Source organism: Paractinoplanes globisporus DSM 43857 (assembly GCF_000379645.1).
GTDB lineage: Bacteria > Actinomycetota > Actinomycetes > Mycobacteriales > Micromonosporaceae > Actinoplanes > Actinoplanes globisporus.
This window is the reverse complement of the sequence record NZ_KB903339.1, coordinates 184,190-200,188: the sequence shown is the minus strand read 5'-3', so window position 1 is coordinate 200,188 and position 15,999 is coordinate 184,190. Positions and strand designations below refer to the sequence as shown.

Below are 15,999 nucleotides of genomic sequence, written 5' to 3'. Positions count from 1 at the left end.
CGGGCTGATCTGCATGCTTGCGCTCAACCCGGCACGGCCCGCTGCGCGGCCTATTCCTGCGCGGCGTGATCCCGCAGGTCGCGCGTGACTTCCTCACCCGACTTCCGCGCCGACAGGTGGTCGGCAAGCGTCGCCGGCCGCCGACTCTTGGGCTTCTCCTCGAGCGCCCGCCGCATCCGCGGAATCCGCCCCGTCGTGTAGTCATTGAGATCCGCCGGCCGAGACTCCCGCAGGTGATCAGCGAGATCCGCCGGCCGCCGCCCAGCCCCCGGCTGAGCATTGAACCCCGGCACCGCGCCGGCAGCAGCCGGGCTCGGAACCGGACTCGAGTTCGGCGCGGGTGCGTGCGGCGCGGTCGCGGGTGCGTGCGGCGCGGGTGCGTGCGGCGTGGGTGTGTGCGGCGTGGGTGTGTGCGGCGTGGGTGTGTGCGGCGCGGTCGCGGGGGCGTGCGGCGTGGGTGTGTGCGGCGCGGTCGCGGGTGCGTGCGGCGCGGGCGCGGCTGCTGCGGCCGGGCGGACCGGAAGCGCGTCGGGCGTGGCGGGTCCCGGCGCAGGCTGGACCGGGTGCGCGTCGGGCCTGCGCGGCATGGGCGTGAACGGCGTGGGGGAGGCGGCCCGCTCGGGCGCGAACGGCGGCACGGCGGGGGCCTGCGGCGTGGGCGCCGGGGGCGGAGCGGGTATGTCGGCCGGTGCGGACTGGACCGGGTGGGCGTCGGGCCTCCGTGGCATGGGTGTGAACGGCGCCGCGGAGGCAGTCGGCGCGGAAGCGAACGGCGGCACGGCGGGGGCCTGCGGCGCGGGCGCGGGGGGCGGAGCGGGTATGTCGGCCGGCGCGGTGGTCGCCGGCCCGGCGGCGGCTTGCGGCTGCGGCTCTGGCTCGGTCATGGACTGCGGCTCCGGAGGGAGGGGGACAGGCCGCGGACGAAGCGGTTGATCGCCGAGCGTAGCTGGGCGTTGCGTCGATGTCTGCCCATCGAGGCCGATCGGTTGCCGCGAAACGTCTCCCACCTGGCCCGGGGCGCGTTCGTGGTTATACGCACCGAGATCGGCGGGCCTACTCACCGTGTTCGAGGCTCCCCGAACCGGGAAATTGTCGGCCAGCGACGAGGGTCGCCTTCCGGTCCGTTCCGCCGCTTCGGCCGGCGCCGGAACGTAGGTGTCGGCCACATACTCGGCCGGCTCGGGGACGAACGGCCGGTAGATGGCCCGCGCGCGCCCGGCCGAGAACTGCTCCTCGACGGCTTCGACCGGAACCGGCTCCGCGGCGAACTCCGCCCGAACCGGCTCGACGACATCCGCCTCCACGTCCGCGAACGGCTCGTCGGCCGGCTCGTCCACGACCGGCTCCAACTCGGCGCCGGCGGGCTCAGGATCGGCGAAGGCGGGCTCAGGATCGGCGAAGGCGGGCTCAGGATCGGCGAACGCGGGCTCGGGTTCGGCGAGGACCGGCTCGGCGACGGGCGCAGCCTCGGCGAAGGTAGGCGTGGGTTCGGCGAAGGTAGGCATGGGTTCGGCGAAGGTCGGCTCGGGCTCGGCGAATGAGGGTTCGGGCTCGGCGAATGACGGCTCGGGCTCGGGCAACGCGGCCTTAGCGAAGGTGGGCTCGGCGAATGACGGCTCGGGCTCGGCGAATGACGGCTCGGGTTCGGTGAAGGCGGGCGCGGGCTCGTCAGCGGGCGCAGCCTCAGCGACGGCGGCCTCGGGCTCGGCGAACACGACCTCCTCCTCGCCGGAGGAAGACGAAGCCTCGGCGGGCCGCAAGGGCGTCGGCGGCAGGTCCGGCGTCGCGGGCGGTGGGCTGAAGAAGAACCCGTCGTCGTCGGCGACCGTCCAGTCCGCGCGCGGTGCGTTCGACTCGAACGACGAGCCGGCCGGCAGCCACTCCGTGGCCTCCACCAGCGCCGGGTTGGTCGCCGGCAAGTCCCACACGGGGGTCGACGCCGCCTCCACGAAGGCCGGCGTGTCCGACTCCGACTCCGACTCCCCGGCCCCGGCCGGCAGTTCCCACGACTCCGCCGAGGCGGCGGGCGTTGCGTACCGGCCGGGCTCGTCCTCGTAGGGCGCGTCGTAGTCCGGCTGGTCGTCCAGGATCTCGGCGTCGACGATCGAGTCGTCGTCGGCCGAGGACGAGCGGACGGGCGACTCGTCCACCGTCTCCGCCTCGACCTCCTCCAGCGGCGGCGAGCCGGCCGGCAGGTTGATGACGGCCGTCTCCTCGAAGCGGGCGAACACCTGCGTCGCGTCGTCGGCCGACAGCGAACCCGTCGGCAGCGCGAACGCGGGCGACGCCGACGGCAGCGCGTGCCGGGTCGGCTCGACGCCGGCGGCACCAGCGGGCAGCGCGGGCAGAGCCTGGCCGTGCGCCCCGTACGGCGCGTACCGGATCACCTGGGTCTCGTCGAGAGCGGCATGCCGCCCGGCCGGGGAATCCGGCTGCTCCCCGGCGTACTCGGAAAGGCCGGCCCGCCGCTGAAGCCGCCGCAGCGGCCCGGGCGCCCACCAGGCCGCGTCGCCCAGCAGCTTGAGCACGGCCGGCACCAGCAGCATGCGCACGATCGTGGCGTCCAGGAGCAGGGCGATGATCATGCCGACGCCGACGAACCGCATGGTGGTCACGGCCGAGAGCGCGAACGCCCCGGTGACCACGATCAGCAAGAGGGCGGCCGCGCTGATCACCCGGCCGGTACGGGCCAGGCCGGTGGTGACCGCCTCGTCGGTCGACGCGCCCCGGGTGCGGGCCTCGACCATCCGGGAGAGCAGGAACACCTCGTAGTCGGTGGACAGCCCGAAGACCACCGCCGCCATCAGCACGACGATGCCGACTTCGAGCGGCGCGGGAGTCACGTCGAGCAGCGAGGAGAAATGACCGTCCTGGAAGATCCAGACGAGTACGCCGAACGTGGCGCAGAGGCTGAGCGCGCTCATCAGGACCGCCTTGATCGGCAGCACCACCGAGCCGAAGGCCAGGAACATCAGCAGCAGTGTGGCCCCGACCAGCATGAGGACCATCCACGGCAGCTTGTCGGCGGTGGCCTCGAGACTGTCGTTGTTGCGGGCCGTGGTGCCGCCGACCAGCAGCTGCGCGCCCGGCGGGACCGGCAGCGCCCGGATCGCGTCGACCACGTCGCGGGCCTCGCCGCTGTACGCGTCCTTGCTCTTGAGCGTGGCCGTGAACAGCGTGACGTCCTTGTCCTTGCGGGCCGCCCCGATCTGCGCGATGCCGGGGATCTGCCGCAGCTGCACCGCGAAGTCCGCGGAGGAGGCGGCGTGGCGCAGCACGATCTGCACGTTGTCCCCGGCGAACTGCGGGTAGTCCGCCTTGAGCGTCTCGATGGCCTGCCGGGACGGGTCGTTGGCGGGCAGGATCCGCTCGTCGTTCTCGCCGAAGTGCACGCCGCGGATCGGCGACGCGAGCAGCAGCAGGAAGGCGAGGATCGGGAGCGCGACCACGAGCGGGTTGCGCAGCACGACCCCGGCCAGCTTGGTCCAGCTGCTGCCGCTCGGGGCGGCGCCGGCGCGGCGCGGCAGGTGTACCGGGATCTTGTCGACGCGCGGGCCGAGCACCGCGAGCATCGCCGGCAGCAGGGTGAGTGAGAGCACCGCGGCGAGGAAGACCGCGGCCAGCCCGCCGTACGCGAGCGAGTTGAGGAACCCCTGCGGGAACAGCAGCAGCCCGGCCAGGGCGATCATCAGCAGGGTGGCGGAGAAGACCACCGTGCGCCCGGCGGTCCCGACCGTCCGGGACACGGCTTCGGACGGCGTACGCCCGCCCGCCAGTTCCTCGCGGAACCGGCCCACCATGAACAGGCCGTAGTCGATCGCCATGCCCAGGCCGAGCAGGCTGGCCACGTTCACGGCGAACGAGTTGACGTCGGTGCCGGCCGCGATGGCGTGCAGGATGCCGAGCGAGCCGAGCACCGCCGCGCCGCCGACCAGCACCGGCAGGGACGCCGCGACCAGCGAGCCGAAGATCAGCACGAGCAGGATCAGCGTGATCGGCAGGCTGATCAGCTCGGCCGTGCCCAGGTCGTCGGTCGAGCGGGTCGAGGAGGCGTCGGCGAGCGCGACCGCCCCGGAGAGCTGCACCTTCGCGCCGTCGACCGCGAACTTGCCGGCGATCGCCCGGTACGAGTCGAGCTTGGCCGCGTCGTCGTCCCCGGCGAGGGTGATCACCGCGACGGCGCTGGACTTGTTCTTCGCCGCGTACTGGGCGGACCGGGACGACCAGTACGACGTGGACGCCGTCGCCGCCGACTTGGGCAGCTTGGCCAGCGAGTCCTTGACCCGCTTGCCGAGCGCCGCGTCGTCGATCTTGCCTTTGGTCGGGGTGTAGATGACGACGAGGTCGCCGCCCTGGACGCCGAACGTGTCCTGCACGACCTGGCCCGCGTGGGTGGACTCGCTGTTCGGGTCGTTGTACCCACCCTCGGTCAGCTCTCCGAAAACACCCAGCCCCCAGAGGCCGGCTCCGATCACCGCGACGAGCGCGACCATCAGCACCGGCCACCGGAACCGGGCGACCCACGATCCCCAGCCCGCGAACACCATTTCCCCTTTATCGCCTGATCTTCATGAGAAACACATCACCGCAGGGTGGCGGCCTCGAGCGCCACTCCGCCGCAGCCGTCCCCGAACGCCTGCGTCGTCGTCCACGTCAGATTGATCTTCGCCGCCTTCGGTGCCCGGTAGGTGAGCGTGTAGACCGCCGGATGGAACGAGGCGTCGCGCTGCTCGAGCGTCGCCGAGGCGGTCGCCGACCCGGCCGTCAGGCGTGCCGACAGTACGCCCCGGGCCGAGACCACACCCACGTACAGCCGCAGGGTGCGGTTGCTGGTCGTGGCCGGCGCCGAGATGGTGAAGCCGTTGCCGGCGCCGCACGTGCGGATGCCGGTGGGCGTGCCGTCGCTGTGGTCCACCGGGTCGCCGCCGGTCCACTCGAACCGCTGCGGGCTCAGCGCGTGCCGGAACCGCGGCGCGGTCGGCGTGCCCTCCAGGATCGCGAACCCGCCGTTCTTGTCCCGCTCCAGCGAGAACGTGCCGTCCTCGCCCCAGTGCACCCAGTCGCGGGCGCCCTCGCCGGTGAGGTCCACCAGTGACGCCGGCGTGCCCCCGGCCAGCGAGATCGCGCCCAGGTCCGGCGGCGGCGTGGTCTTCCGGCTCGGCGTCAGCGACGGCGAGGGCGGCAGCGACAACGACGGTGACGCCGACGACGGGGACGGCGACGGGCTGCCCAGCGGGATCAGGCCCGGGCTCGCGCTGGGCAGGGCGACCCCGCCGAGCGCCGCGGTCGGCGGCGGGTCGGGCAGCGGGTTCCGGTCGTCCGAGCGCATCGCGCGGCTCGCGACGAAGCCGAAGCCCACCACGACGATCACCCCGGCCAGGATGACCGCGGCCGACGACGCGATCTCGTTCCAGCCGCGCCTGCTACGCGACTCCACCTCGGGGGAGTCGGTGGCGCGGCGGAGTCCGATGTGTGCGGCCCGCCGGAGCGCACCGCGGCCACGCGCGGGTAGGCGACCATTACCGGTCGACGGCAAACCGACCCTCCCCTGGTCGTTCGCACGGCCCCGCCCGGCCGTGAATCTTTTTCGCTGTGTCTCGCTTGGTGAGCCGGTAAACGATCTCATCTCGCGCAGTGACGGAGTAGAGCTATTTGCGTGACGAACCGGACGGTCGATAACGGGCATCGGCGGTTCGGTGGAGGTGTCCGGCGGGGTTGCTCACCGGTGCGGGTACCGTGTCGGAAGTTTCCGCCGGGACCGATATTGGAGAGTCGAAAACGATATGAGCACCGAGACCGCTCCGAACGGCGCCGCCGACGCGGCGAAAAGGCGTGGCCAGGCGCTGGGGGGAGCCGCCGCCGGGGTGGTGATCCTCATCGTTCTCGTCGTCGTTTTCATCCTGGTCAAGGACGGGAAATCGGATAAGTCGCCGGTGGCGGGTTCCGTTCCCTCGGCGGCAGCCCCGGCGTCCGCCCCGGCCGCCGAGCCCTCGCCGGCCGCGCCCGTCGCGGTGAACACCCCGGCCGCGCTGGCCAAGGAGCCCGAGGTCAAGGCCGGCGGCAAGAAGCCCCTCACCAAGCTGGCGGTCGTCCCGATCGTCAAGGGCGCCGGCCCGGTCGTGCAAAAGGGACAGACCATCACGGCCAACTACAAGCTGGTCTCCTACAAGACCGGCGAGGTCATCGACTCCTCCTGGCAGGGCCAGCCCTTCGTCACGGTGATCGGGACCGGCCAGGTCATCCCGGGCTTCGATCAGGGCATTGTCGGCCAGAAGGTCGGCAGCCGCCTGCAGCTCGACGTCCCGGCCGCGCTCGCCTACGGCGATCAGCAGGGCGACCTCCGCTTCGTCGTCGACATCCTCGCCGCTCAGTAGGCGAACAGCCGGGCAACTACAGCTCGGGGACGATCACATCCAGCTGCCGGGGCTTTCCGGCGCCGGCCGGCTGCTCCTCGACCTGGTACTTCAGGTCCCGCAGCGCGGCCACGACCTCGTCGATCGAGGCCGGGGCCGCGTTCGCCTCGGCCAGCGCGCGGACCATCCGGCCCTTCGTGGCCTTGTTGAAGTGGCTGACCACCGAGCGCTGCGCGACGCCGTCCACCACCCGCTCGTGCAGCACCCGCACGGTGGCCGAGCTCGCCGCCGGCGGATTCCACATCGCCGCGTAGGCGCCGGACCTGAGATCCAGCACCGGGCCGTCGGCGGCCGCCGGGTCGAGCGTCGGCTTCAAGACCTTCTTCCAGTACGCGGTGAGCCTGCCAACGGGCGCGGGAAGGGTCGTCCCGACCGAGAGACGGTAGGCCGGGATGCGGTCGGCGAGGCGGACCACGCCCCACAGCCCGGAGAAGATCACCGCACTCTCGTCGAGCCAGGCCCGTGCGCCGGGGTCGAGCGTGCCCGGCTCGAGCGCCTCGTAGAGTACGCCGGTGTACACCTCCGCGGCCGGCGCCGCGGGCGCGAACGGCAGCGCGGCGTTGCGTGCCAGCTCGTCCCGCTGACCCACGGTCAGGCCCAGCACCTGCAGCGTGTCGGCGACCGCGCGGGCGCTCGTCCGCTTGCTCAGCGCCACCAGCCGGGTCTGCACCCGCTTGCGGGCGGTCGTCAGCCGGGGCAGCCACAGCCGCTCGTGGTCGACGGGGTCGCCGGCGGTGGCGGGCGTCTTGCCCTCGGAGGGCGGGAGCAGGATCAGCACGTCGCGAGACTAGACAAGGCCCTTCCGCAGGTCAGCCGGTGGGGGCGGCCAGCGCGTCGGCGACCGTGGGGTAGACGCCCATGCGGGTGGTCAGGCCGACCGTGGTCAGCAGGTCGGCCAGGAAGTTGTTGGGGCCGGCGAGGCGGAGCCAGCCACCGCCGGCGATGGCCTGGTTGTTGCCGACCACGAAGGCCGACAGGCCGGTGGAGTCGCAGAACTCGACGTCGGAGAGGTCCACGACGACGCGCGGGGTCCGGCCGCCGAGGACCTGGTCGAGGGTGGTGGTGAGGACGGCGGCGCTGTCGATGTCCAGGTTTCCGCGGACGGTCACGACGACGGAGGCGTCGGGGTTGCCGACGACAGAGATGTGCACGGCTGAAGCACCTCCGGTGCGGGCGGACGGGTGGTGGCCCTATCTCTGCCCAGAAGGTGACCGAAAGTCACCTCGAAGTGGTGTCCGGTCCGATGGAAATCGTGGTCCTGACGGTGTCCTGGTTGAGCTCGCCGATGCGGACGGTGAACTTCACCTCATATGTCCCGGGATAGGGGAACGCGATCGCGCCGGCCGCGTGATGCCGCGGCTGCAGCGGGAGCAGCGGCTGGGTCACCGGCTCGAGATCCCGGCCGAGCAGTTGCGAGCTGACGGTCCACTCGTCGGCGGGCAGCGGGGCGCCGGCCGGGGTGTAGACGAACGCGTGGATCGTGTTGTTGTCGCCGAGTTTGGCCGGATAGATGTTGAACTGCAGCGTGTACAGCGGGCAGGTCAGCGTCTGCGACACGCCGTCGTCGCGGACCGCGCCCTGGTCGACCGAGGCGCTGCGACCGGGGTTGACCTGCACCAGCACGGCGCTGAGGCCGAGGATGACGACGGTGGCGGCGACCTCGATGCCGACCGTGCGGCGCATCCGGCCGGCGCCCGCGGTGACCACCTGACGGCGGTTGACCATGCGGCGGGCGAAGAAGGCGACGCTCAGCGTCACGGCCAGCACGGCGACCTTGGCCAGCAGCAGGCGGCCGTAGTCGGTGCGCCACAGCGCCGGCACCGAGCCGACCTGCACGACGGCCTGCACGACGCCGCCGGCGACCAGCCAGACCACCGCGAGCGCTGCCCAGCGTGACCAGGCCGGCAGCAGGACGCCGAGCACGCGCGGATGGGTGCGGCGCAGCAGGAACACACTCAGCGTGATCAAGCCGCCGAGCCACACGGCCATCGCGGCGATGTGCACGACGTCCGACGCGACGATCGCGGGGGAGAGCGGCGCGGCGGCGGCGTGCCCGGTCAGCGGCCAGGTGACCAGCCCGCCGACGGCCAGGGCGAGGACGAGGATCCCGCGGGCCCGGGAGGCGTCACCGCGCAGCAGGGGAGGCAGGAGGCCGGCGAGGATCGCGAGCACCGCGAGGCGGGCGATCAGCGTGAGGCCGTAGGAGCTGGTGAGGACCTGCGTGAGCTCGGTGCCCGAGACGTCCCACAGGGCGCTTCCGCTGCTGGCGGGCGCCTGGGTCCACAGCGACGCGAGCGTCGCGACAAAGATCAACCCCATCCCCGCGTACGCCATGCGCACTGCTCCCGCCCGCGAGCGGCGACGCGGCCACAACAGTGCCAGGAAGAGCGCGGGGCCGGCGGCCAGCGTCAATCCCCCGTACCCCAGGAAATGCGTGACCGGCGTGGCGAGGGCGACCGAACGATGGGTCGTGGTGTCGGCCGCGGTCGGCGGCGAGGCCGACGGCGCGCCGACCGAGAACGTGATGGCGCCGCCGACCGGATGGGTGTCGGCGGAGATCACCCGGTAGCTGACCAGGTAGGTGCCGAGCGGCTGGTCGGCGCGGCGGACCGGGATGCGCAGCGTGTCGCCGGAGACCGTCGGCGTGCCGGAGATCCGCTTGCCGGCCGGGTCGAGCACCTGGATCCGCCCGGTGACCGGGGTGATCGCCTCGCTGAAGGTCACCACGATCTCGGACGGCGACGTGCCGATGATGCTGCCGGGCGCCGGCGTGGAGCCGATCAGCGCGGCGTGGGCGCTGGCCGGCCCGGCCGGGGCGAGGAGGGCGCCGAACAGGACAAACAGCACCAGCAGTACGCGCACAGCCCTCGTCACACCTCGTAGTTCGGATCCCGTAGCGGAAAGGTTCAACCTGGGGACAGCCGGTTACGGCCCCGGATGTCCGCGCCGCCGGGTATCGATAGGCTGCCAGGCAGGTTACCTGCTTCCGAGGGAGGCCCCCATGTCCGTTGATCCCCGTGCCGGGACGCCCGCCGAGCCCCGCGATCTCATCGACGTGCCGAGGGTGGTCTCGCGCTACTACACCGAGCACCCCGACCCGGCCGTGGTCGGCGAGCGGGTGGCCTTCGGGACCTCGGGGCACCGCGGCTCGTCGCTGAAGACGGCGTTCAACGAGGACCACATCGCCGCGACCAGCCAGGCGATCGTCGAGTACCGGCGGGCGCAGGGCACCGACGGTCCGCTGTTCCTAGGCCGCGACACGCACGCGCTCAGCGAGCCCGCGATGATCACCGCGCTCGAGGTCTTCGCCGCCAACGACGTGACCACGCTGATCGACAGCCGCGACGGCTACACGCCGACCCCCTCGGTCTCCCGGGCGATCCTCGCGCACAACCGCGGCCGCACCTCCGGCCTCGCCGACGGCGTGGTGGTGACGCCCTCGCACAATCCGCCCTACGACGGCGGATTCAAGTACAACCCGCCGAACGGCGGCCCGGCCGACACCGACGCCACCCGCTGGATCCAGGACCGGGCGAACGCGCTGATCGCCGCCGGGCTCAAGGAGGTGCGCCGGGTGCCGGCCGCCCGCGCCCGCACGTCCGAGCAGGTCCAGGGCTACGACTTCCTCGACGGGTACGTCGCCGACCTGCCCTCGGTGATCGACCTCGACGCGATCCGCGAGGCCGGCGTGCGCATCGGCGCCGACCCGCTGGGCGGGGCCAGCGTCGCCTACTGGGGCGAGATCGGCGCGCGGTACGGGCTCGATCTGACCGTGGTGAACCCGCTGGTCGATCCCGCGTTCGGTTTCATGACGCTGGACTGGGACGGCAAGATCCGGATGGACTGCTCCTCGCCGTACGCGATGGCGTCCTTGATCCATCAGAAGGACAAGTTCCAGGTCGCCACGGGCAACGACGCCGACGCGGACCGGCACGGCATCGTCACGCCCGACGGCGGCCTGATGAACCCCAACCACTACCTGGCCGTCGCGATCTCCTACCTGTTCCGGCAGCGGGGGAGCTGGCCGGCCGGCGCCGCGATCGGCAAGACCCTGGTCTCCTCCTCGATGATCGACCGCGTGGCCGAGGACCTGGGCCGCCGGCTCGACGAGGTGCCGGTGGGGTTCAAGTGGTTCGTGCCCGGCCTGTTGTCGGGTGATGTCGGTTTCGGCGGCGAGGAGAGCGCGGGCGGGTCGTTCCTGCGCCGCGACGGCTCCGCGTGGAGCACCGACAAGGACGGCATCATCCTCGACCTGCTCGCCTCGGAGATCATCGCGGTGACCGGGCGCACCCCGAGCGAGCACTACCGCGACCTCACCGGGCGGTTCGGCGAGCCCGCGTACGCCCGGATCGACGCGCCCGCCACCCGCGAGGAGAAGGCCGTGCTGGCCGCGCTCTCGCCGGCCCAGGTCTCGGCGAAGGAACTGGACGGCGAGCCGATCACCGCGGTGCTGACCACCGCGCCCGGCAACGGCGCGTCCATCGGCGGCCTCAAGGTCGCCACCGCGTCCGGCTGGTTCGCGGCCCGGCCGTCCGGCACCGAGGACGTGTACAAGATCTACGCCGAGTCGTTCCAGGGTCCCGACGCTCTCGCCCGCATCCAGGAGGAGGCCCGCGCCGTGGTCTCGGCCGCACTGCGCGGCTGATCTTCTCAGCTTCCCCGGCTCCCAGCCGACAGGTATGCCGCAACGACAGACCGTTCGGGAGCCCAGGGGAGCGCATGCCAGATCGCGTCATGGGTCCTGTTCGCCGTTCCCAGGGCGGCGGGCTGGGCCTCGTGGTGGTCGCGGTCGCCGCCGTGGTGGCGGTGGCGGTGTGGCTCGCCGTGCGCGGCTCGGGCCCGTTGATCGTCGGCTACCTCACCGCCCCGGTCGCCATGACCGCCGCCTGGTACGCCTGCCAGCGCATCGCCTCCCAGGTCAAGCTGTCCCGGCCGGTCCGCGCGTTCTGGCGGCAGATCTCGCACGCCTCGATCCTGCTGCTGATCGCCGCCGTCGGCGGCGCCGTGATGGCCAACAACGACGCCGGCATGGGCCTGTACACGGCCATCCCGAACGTCCTGGGCATCTTCTGGGGCATGTTCGCCCTCGGCCGGCTGCCGCTGGGTGAGAACACCGCGCTCGGCTGGGCGCGCACGCTGCTGGACGCGCTCACCGTCGCCGTCGCCGGCACCCTGATCTTCTGGTACGTCGTGCTGAGTTTCGCCCCGGCCGGGACGGACATCACGGCCCGGGTCGCGGCGGGCGCGGTCGGCGTCTCCAGCCTGGTCGGCCTGGTGATCATCGGGAAGGCCGCGGCCGTGCCCGGCGCGCCGGTCGACTCCCTCGCGCTGCGCCTGCTGGCCGTCGCCCCGGTCGTCGCGGTCGTCTCGGCCGTGATGCTGATCGCCGGCTCGCCCGGCCCGCGCCTGGTCGTGTCCGTGCTCGGCGTCCCGCTGGTCGCGGTCGCCTTCACCGCCGCCGCCTACCGGCAGCGGATGGTGCTGGCCCGCCCGGCGCCGGTCGCCCCGGCCGCGCCGAAGCACCGCCGCTCGGTGTGGGACTTCCTGCCGCTGCTGGCCGTGACGACCACGGCCGGGCTGGTCATCACCGTCTCGGCCCGGCAGATGGACGGCCGCGAGCGCGCGGTGATCATCGGCGCCGTGCTGATCGTGGTCTGCGTGGTCGCCCGGCAGTTGCTCGGGCTGCGCGAGAACAAGCGGCTCGTGCGGGGCATCCGCACCCAGCAGACCGAGCTCGAGCGGCTGGCCATGACCGACCCGCTGACCGGGCTGGCCAACCGCACCCGGTTCGGCAACGCCCTCACCGAGCGGCTCGGCGCCCACCACCCGGCGACCGTGCTGCTGATCGACATCGACGACTTCAAGATGATCAACGACACGATGGGCCCGGCCCTCGGCGACCAGCTGCTCTACCAGGTCGCCCAGCGGCTGCGGCAGAACAGCGAGGTCCGCGACCTGCCCGCCCGCCTCGGCGGCGACGAGTTCGCGGTGCTGCTCGACGCCGACGACGTGGAGACCGCCGAGGACGCGGCCACCCGCACGCTGCAGGCTCTTGCCGAGCCGTTCCGGGTCGGCGAGCACCACCTGCTCGCGCACGCCAGCGTCGGCGTGGCGATCGCCGGGCCGGGCGACAGCTCCGACGAGGTGCTGCGCAACGCCGACATCGCCATGTACGAGGCCAAGGCGGCCGGCAAGGCGGCGTTCGTCCGCTTCGAGCCGCGGATGCGCCAGGACGTGGTCAACCACGCCCGGCTCGGCTCCGAGCTGCACAACGCGATCATCCGGCACGAGCTGTACCTGCTGTACCAGCCCGTCTTCGACATCGTGACCGGCCGGCTGCACGGCGCCGAGGCGCTCGTGCGCTGGAAGCACCCGGTCCGCGGGTTCGTCTCGCCCGGCGACTTCATCCCGGTCGCCGAGCGCTCCGGCCTGATCGTGCCGCTCGGCTCGTGGGTGCTGCGCGAGGCCTGCGAGCAGCTGGCCCGCTGGCGCGCCGAGCACGGCGCCGGCGCGATCAAGGCGATCAACGTGAACGTGGCGGTGCGGCAGCTGCGCGAGCCCGGCTTCGTGGACGAGGTCGCGGCGGTGCTCAGCGAGACCGGTCTGCTCCCGGGCAACCTGGTCGTCGAGATCACCGAGTCGTCGGTGGCCGACGGCCGCCAGGTGCGCGAGACGCTGAACGCGCTGCACGAGATGGGCGTCCGCCTGGCGCTGGACGACTTCGGCACCGGCCAGTCGTCGCTGTCGCTGCTGCGGGCGTTCCCGGTCGACGTCCTGAAGCTGGACAAGTCCTTCGTCGACGGCATCGCCGACGGCGAGGACCGCGGCCGTCTCGCGGTTGCGGCGGCAGTGGCCCAGCTGGCCGAGTACCTGCAGCTCTCGGCCGTCGCCGAGGGCATCGAGAGCGAGGCCCAGCTCGAGCGCCTGCGCGAGATGGGCTACCGCCTCGGCCAGGGCTTCTACATGGCCAAGCCGCTCCCGGCGGACGAGGCCGGCGCGCTCATGGCATCAGACCCCATCGCGGTGGTCTGATCCTTCCAACGTCCCCGGCAGGCCGAAGCAGGACATCGCGCTGTTCTCGAACCGGGTGATGACGCTGATGCGGTCGCCCTCGATGGTGAGCACCAGTACGCCGCGCGGGTGGCCGACCGGGTCGCCGCGATCGAACCCGTACGCGGCGAAGGCGGGCTGGCCGTTGGCGGATGTCGCGATGAGCCGGTAGCGGCGGGCGCCGTCGCGGAACGCCACCACTCGCATGAACTCACCGATGACTTGGCGGCCCTGGTACTCCTGAGGCGCGGGCGGCATGGTCAGCCACGCGTCGTCGGTGAGCAGGGCGACCATCGCCGGTACGTCGCCGCGCTCCATGGCGTCGGCGAAGGCCGCGGCCAGCGCAAGCTCCTCCGTGCCTCGCGCCCGCGCCGGGCGTTCGCGCGGCATGCGTGAACGGGCGCGCTTGAGCGCGCTGGTCACCGACTCCTCCGTGGTGTCCAGCATCTCCGCCACCTCGGCCGCGCGGAAGCCGAGCACGTCGCGCAGCACCAGCACCGCGCGCTGCCGCGGTGGCAGCGACTGCGTCGCGGTCACGAACGCCAGCGAGATCGCCTCGCGGCGCTCCACCCGTGCCTCCGGCCCGGGGGCGATGTCCGGCACGCCGTCGAGCAGCGAGTCGGGGTAGGGCTGCAGCGAGTTCGGCTCGACCAGGCGGGTCGGTGGTGGCGGCGTGACCCCGAACGTGGCGCCCGCGCGAGGGCGTCTGGCGCCGTCCCGCAGCGCGTTCAGGCATCGGTTGGTGGCGATCCGGTAAAGCCAGGACCGGACCGAGGCGCGGCCCGCGTACCCGTCAAACCCGCGCCAGGCGGCCATCAGGGTCTCCTGCACCATGTCCTCGGCGTCCTGTACCGACCCGAGCATCCGGTAGCAGTGCACGTGCAGCTCTCGCCGGTGCGGCTCCACCAGCGCCCGGAACGACTCCCCGTCGCCGGCCCGCGCCGCCATCAGCAGATCCCCGGTCACCATCGCATCCTCGCATCGCCTCCTCCTCTCACCGTGTTGACACCGGGCCGCCCAGTTTCTGGGCGGTCCGGTGTCAACAGGGACATGACCAAGACAACGATCACGAAGACGCAGCGGTGGGTGCTGGGGCTCAGCGCCCTCGCCTCCTTCATGGTGGTGCTGGACCTGCTGGTGGTGGCCACCGCGCTGCCGTCGATCCACCGCGACCTCGGGGCATCCCTCGAGGAGCTGGAATGGACCGTCAACGCCTACACACTCAGCTTCGCCGTTCTGCTGATGGCCGGCGCCGCATTGGGTGACCGGCTGGGCCGCCGCCGGATGTTCGCCGCCGGGCTGGTCCTCTTCGCGTCCGCGTCCGCTGGGTGCGCCCTGGCCCCGTCGGTGGACGCGCTGGTCGTGGCCCGCACTGTGCAGGGCGCGGGCGCAGCCGTGCTCATGCCGCTCGCGCTGGCGCTGCTCAACGCCGCCTTCCCGCCCGAGCGGCGGGGCTGGGCGACCGGCGTGTACGGCAGCGTGACCGCGCTCGCGGTGGTGCTCGGTCCGGTCCTCGGCGGTGCGGTCACCCAGGGCCTGGCCTGGCCCTGGATCTTCTGGATCAACGTCCCGATCGCCCTGATCGCGGCCCCGCTGGTGATCTTTCGGGTACCGGAGAGCCGCGGCGCGCGCGAACGCGTCGACCTCGCCGGTCTGCTCCTCGGCGGGCTCGCGGCCACCGGCCTGGTCTGGGCGCTGATCCGCGGCAACGGCGCGGGCTGGGGCAGCGCGGAGACGGTCGGGGCCGCCGTGCTTGGCATCGCCGCGCTGGCCGCCTTCGTCGCGTGGGAGCGCCGGGTGCCGGCGCCGATACTGCCCCTGCGGCTGTTTCGGTCCCGGTCGTTCTCGGCCGGAAACTCGGCGATGTTCTTCCTGAGCGCTGCCGTGACCGGAGCGATCTTCTTCACCGCCCAGTTCTTCCAGATCGGCCAGGGCCTCGGCCCGCTCGCCGCCGGCCTGCGGCTGCTGCCGTGGGGCGTACTGCCGATGGTGCTCGCGCCGTCTGCCGGTGCGCTGGCCGACCGGATCGGCGCGCGGAACCTGATCGCGGTGGGAACGCTGGCGTTCGCGGCGGGCACGGCTGCCCTGGCGCTGGCGGCCGCGCCGCACGCGTCCTACCTCGTCCTCGTCGTGCCGATCCTGCTCAGCGGCGCCGGCCTCGGAGTCGCCACCCCGGCGATCACCCGGTCGGCGGTCAGTCTGGTCGGGCCGGCGGACCTGGCCAAGGCGTCGGGCGCCTTCAGCACGCTGCGCCAGCTGGGCGGGGCCTTCGGTGTCGCGATCGGTGGCGCGGTGTTCGCGGCGACCGGCGGGTACGGGTCGGCGGCGCTGTACGTCGACGGATACACCCCGGCCGTGCTGGTCGCGGCGGTGCTGACCCTGGGCGCGACCGCGGCCGGGTTGACGCTGCCGCGTGCCGTCACCGCTGTGCCGGCCGCAGCGGCGGCACAGCCGATGCCTGCCGGTGGACGGGTCTGAGCCGGCCACTCGGCAGTGACACCGGCGTTCCTCGGTGAGCTGGTGCGCAAAGCCGCGC

10 protein-coding genes are annotated in these 15,999 nt (G+C 72.7%); 4 read left to right on the top strand and 6 right to left on the bottom strand.

Features of this window, described 5'->3' with window-relative positions:
* Window positions 1-50 precede the first annotated feature (50 nt).
* Complete coding sequence (locus A3CQ_RS63370) at window positions 51-4,547, bottom strand: MMPL family transporter (RefSeq protein ID WP_020517149.1); 4,497 nt, start codon at window positions 4,545-4,547, stop codon at window positions 51-53.
* 35 nt (window positions 4,548-4,582) lie between these two features.
* Entirely contained in the window at window positions 4,583-5,437 is an 855-nt protein-coding gene (locus A3CQ_RS0142935; RefSeq protein WP_020517148.1) for a hypothetical protein, read from the bottom strand.
* 346 nt (window positions 5,438-5,783) lie between these two features.
* Between A3CQ_RS0142935 and A3CQ_RS0142930 the strand changes: the two genes are divergently transcribed.
* A complete protein-coding gene (locus tag A3CQ_RS0142930) occupies window positions 5,784-6,374 on the top strand; it encodes an FKBP-type peptidyl-prolyl cis-trans isomerase (RefSeq protein ID WP_020517147.1) in 591 nt (196 codons plus the stop codon).
* Between the two features lie 16 nt (window positions 6,375-6,390).
* Here A3CQ_RS0142930 and yaaA read toward each other — a convergent pair whose 3' ends face one another.
* From yaaA to A3CQ_RS56055, 3 genes are all read right to left on the bottom strand, one after another.
* Window positions 6,391-7,191, bottom strand: a complete 801-nt coding sequence (yaaA, locus tag A3CQ_RS0142925; protein ID WP_020517146.1) for a peroxide stress protein YaaA — start codon at window positions 7,189-7,191, stop codon at window positions 6,391-6,393.
* 31 nt (window positions 7,192-7,222) lie between these two features.
* Window positions 7,223-7,564, bottom strand: coding sequence for an STAS domain-containing protein (locus A3CQ_RS0142920; protein ID WP_020517145.1), 342 nt, complete (start codon window positions 7,562-7,564; stop codon window positions 7,223-7,225).
* A gap of 67 nt (window positions 7,565-7,631) precedes the next feature.
* The gene (locus A3CQ_RS56055; RefSeq protein ID WP_020517144.1) at window positions 7,632-9,275 is read right to left on the bottom strand and encodes a copper resistance CopC/CopD family protein; all 1,644 of its coding nucleotides are present in this window, start codon (window positions 9,273-9,275) and stop codon (window positions 7,632-7,634) included.
* Between the two features lie 139 nt (window positions 9,276-9,414).
* On the opposite strand from A3CQ_RS56055, the gene pgm reads away from it, so the two are divergent.
* Window positions 9,415-11,058 (top strand): phosphoglucomutase (alpha-D-glucose-1,6-bisphosphate-dependent), encoded by a 1,644-nt coding sequence (gene pgm / locus A3CQ_RS0142910; protein ID WP_020517143.1) that lies wholly within the window; start codon window positions 9,415-9,417, stop codon window positions 11,056-11,058.
* An 89-nt stretch (window positions 11,059-11,147) separates the two neighbouring features.
* On the top strand, window positions 11,148-13,445 hold the full coding sequence (locus tag A3CQ_RS0142905) for a putative bifunctional diguanylate cyclase/phosphodiesterase (RefSeq protein WP_020517142.1): 2,298 nt from the start codon (window positions 11,148-11,150) through the stop codon (window positions 13,443-13,445).
* Here the strand turns inward: A3CQ_RS0142905 and A3CQ_RS0142900 are convergent.
* Window positions 13,422-14,432, bottom strand: a complete 1,011-nt coding sequence (locus A3CQ_RS0142900; protein ID WP_020517141.1) for an RNA polymerase subunit sigma-70 — start codon at window positions 14,430-14,432, stop codon at window positions 13,422-13,424. The two genes, A3CQ_RS0142905 and A3CQ_RS0142900, sit on opposite strands and share 24 nt — an antisense overlap.
* An 81-nt stretch (window positions 14,433-14,513) precedes the next feature.
* Between A3CQ_RS0142900 and A3CQ_RS0142895 the strand changes: the two genes are divergently transcribed.
* Window positions 14,514-15,941, top strand: a complete 1,428-nt coding sequence (locus A3CQ_RS0142895; protein ID WP_020517140.1) for a DHA2 family efflux MFS transporter permease subunit — start codon at window positions 14,514-14,516, stop codon at window positions 15,939-15,941.
* Window positions 15,942-15,999 lie beyond the last annotated feature (58 nt).

Bases quoted from the DNA above. Each gene is read 5' to 3' on its own strand.
- A3CQ_RS63370 (WP_020517149.1), bottom strand. From the start codon at position 4,547: ATGGTGTTCGCGGGCTGGGGATCGTGGGTCGCCCGGTTCCGGTGGCCG.
- A3CQ_RS0142930 (WP_020517147.1), top strand. From the start codon at position 5,784: ATGAGCACCGAGACCGCTCCGAACGGCGCCGCCGACGCGGCGAAAAGG.
- pgm (WP_020517143.1), top strand. From the start codon at position 9,415: ATGTCCGTTGATCCCCGTGCCGGGACGCCCGCCGAGCCCCGCGATCTC.
- A3CQ_RS0142905 (WP_020517142.1), top strand. From the start codon at position 11,148: ATGGGTCCTGTTCGCCGTTCCCAGGGCGGCGGGCTGGGCCTCGTGGTG.
- A3CQ_RS0142900 (WP_020517141.1), bottom strand. From the start codon at position 14,432: ATGGTGACCGGGGATCTGCTGATGGCGGCGCGGGCCGGCGACGGGGAG.
- A3CQ_RS0142895 (WP_020517140.1), top strand. From the start codon at position 14,514: ATGACCAAGACAACGATCACGAAGACGCAGCGGTGGGTGCTGGGGCTC.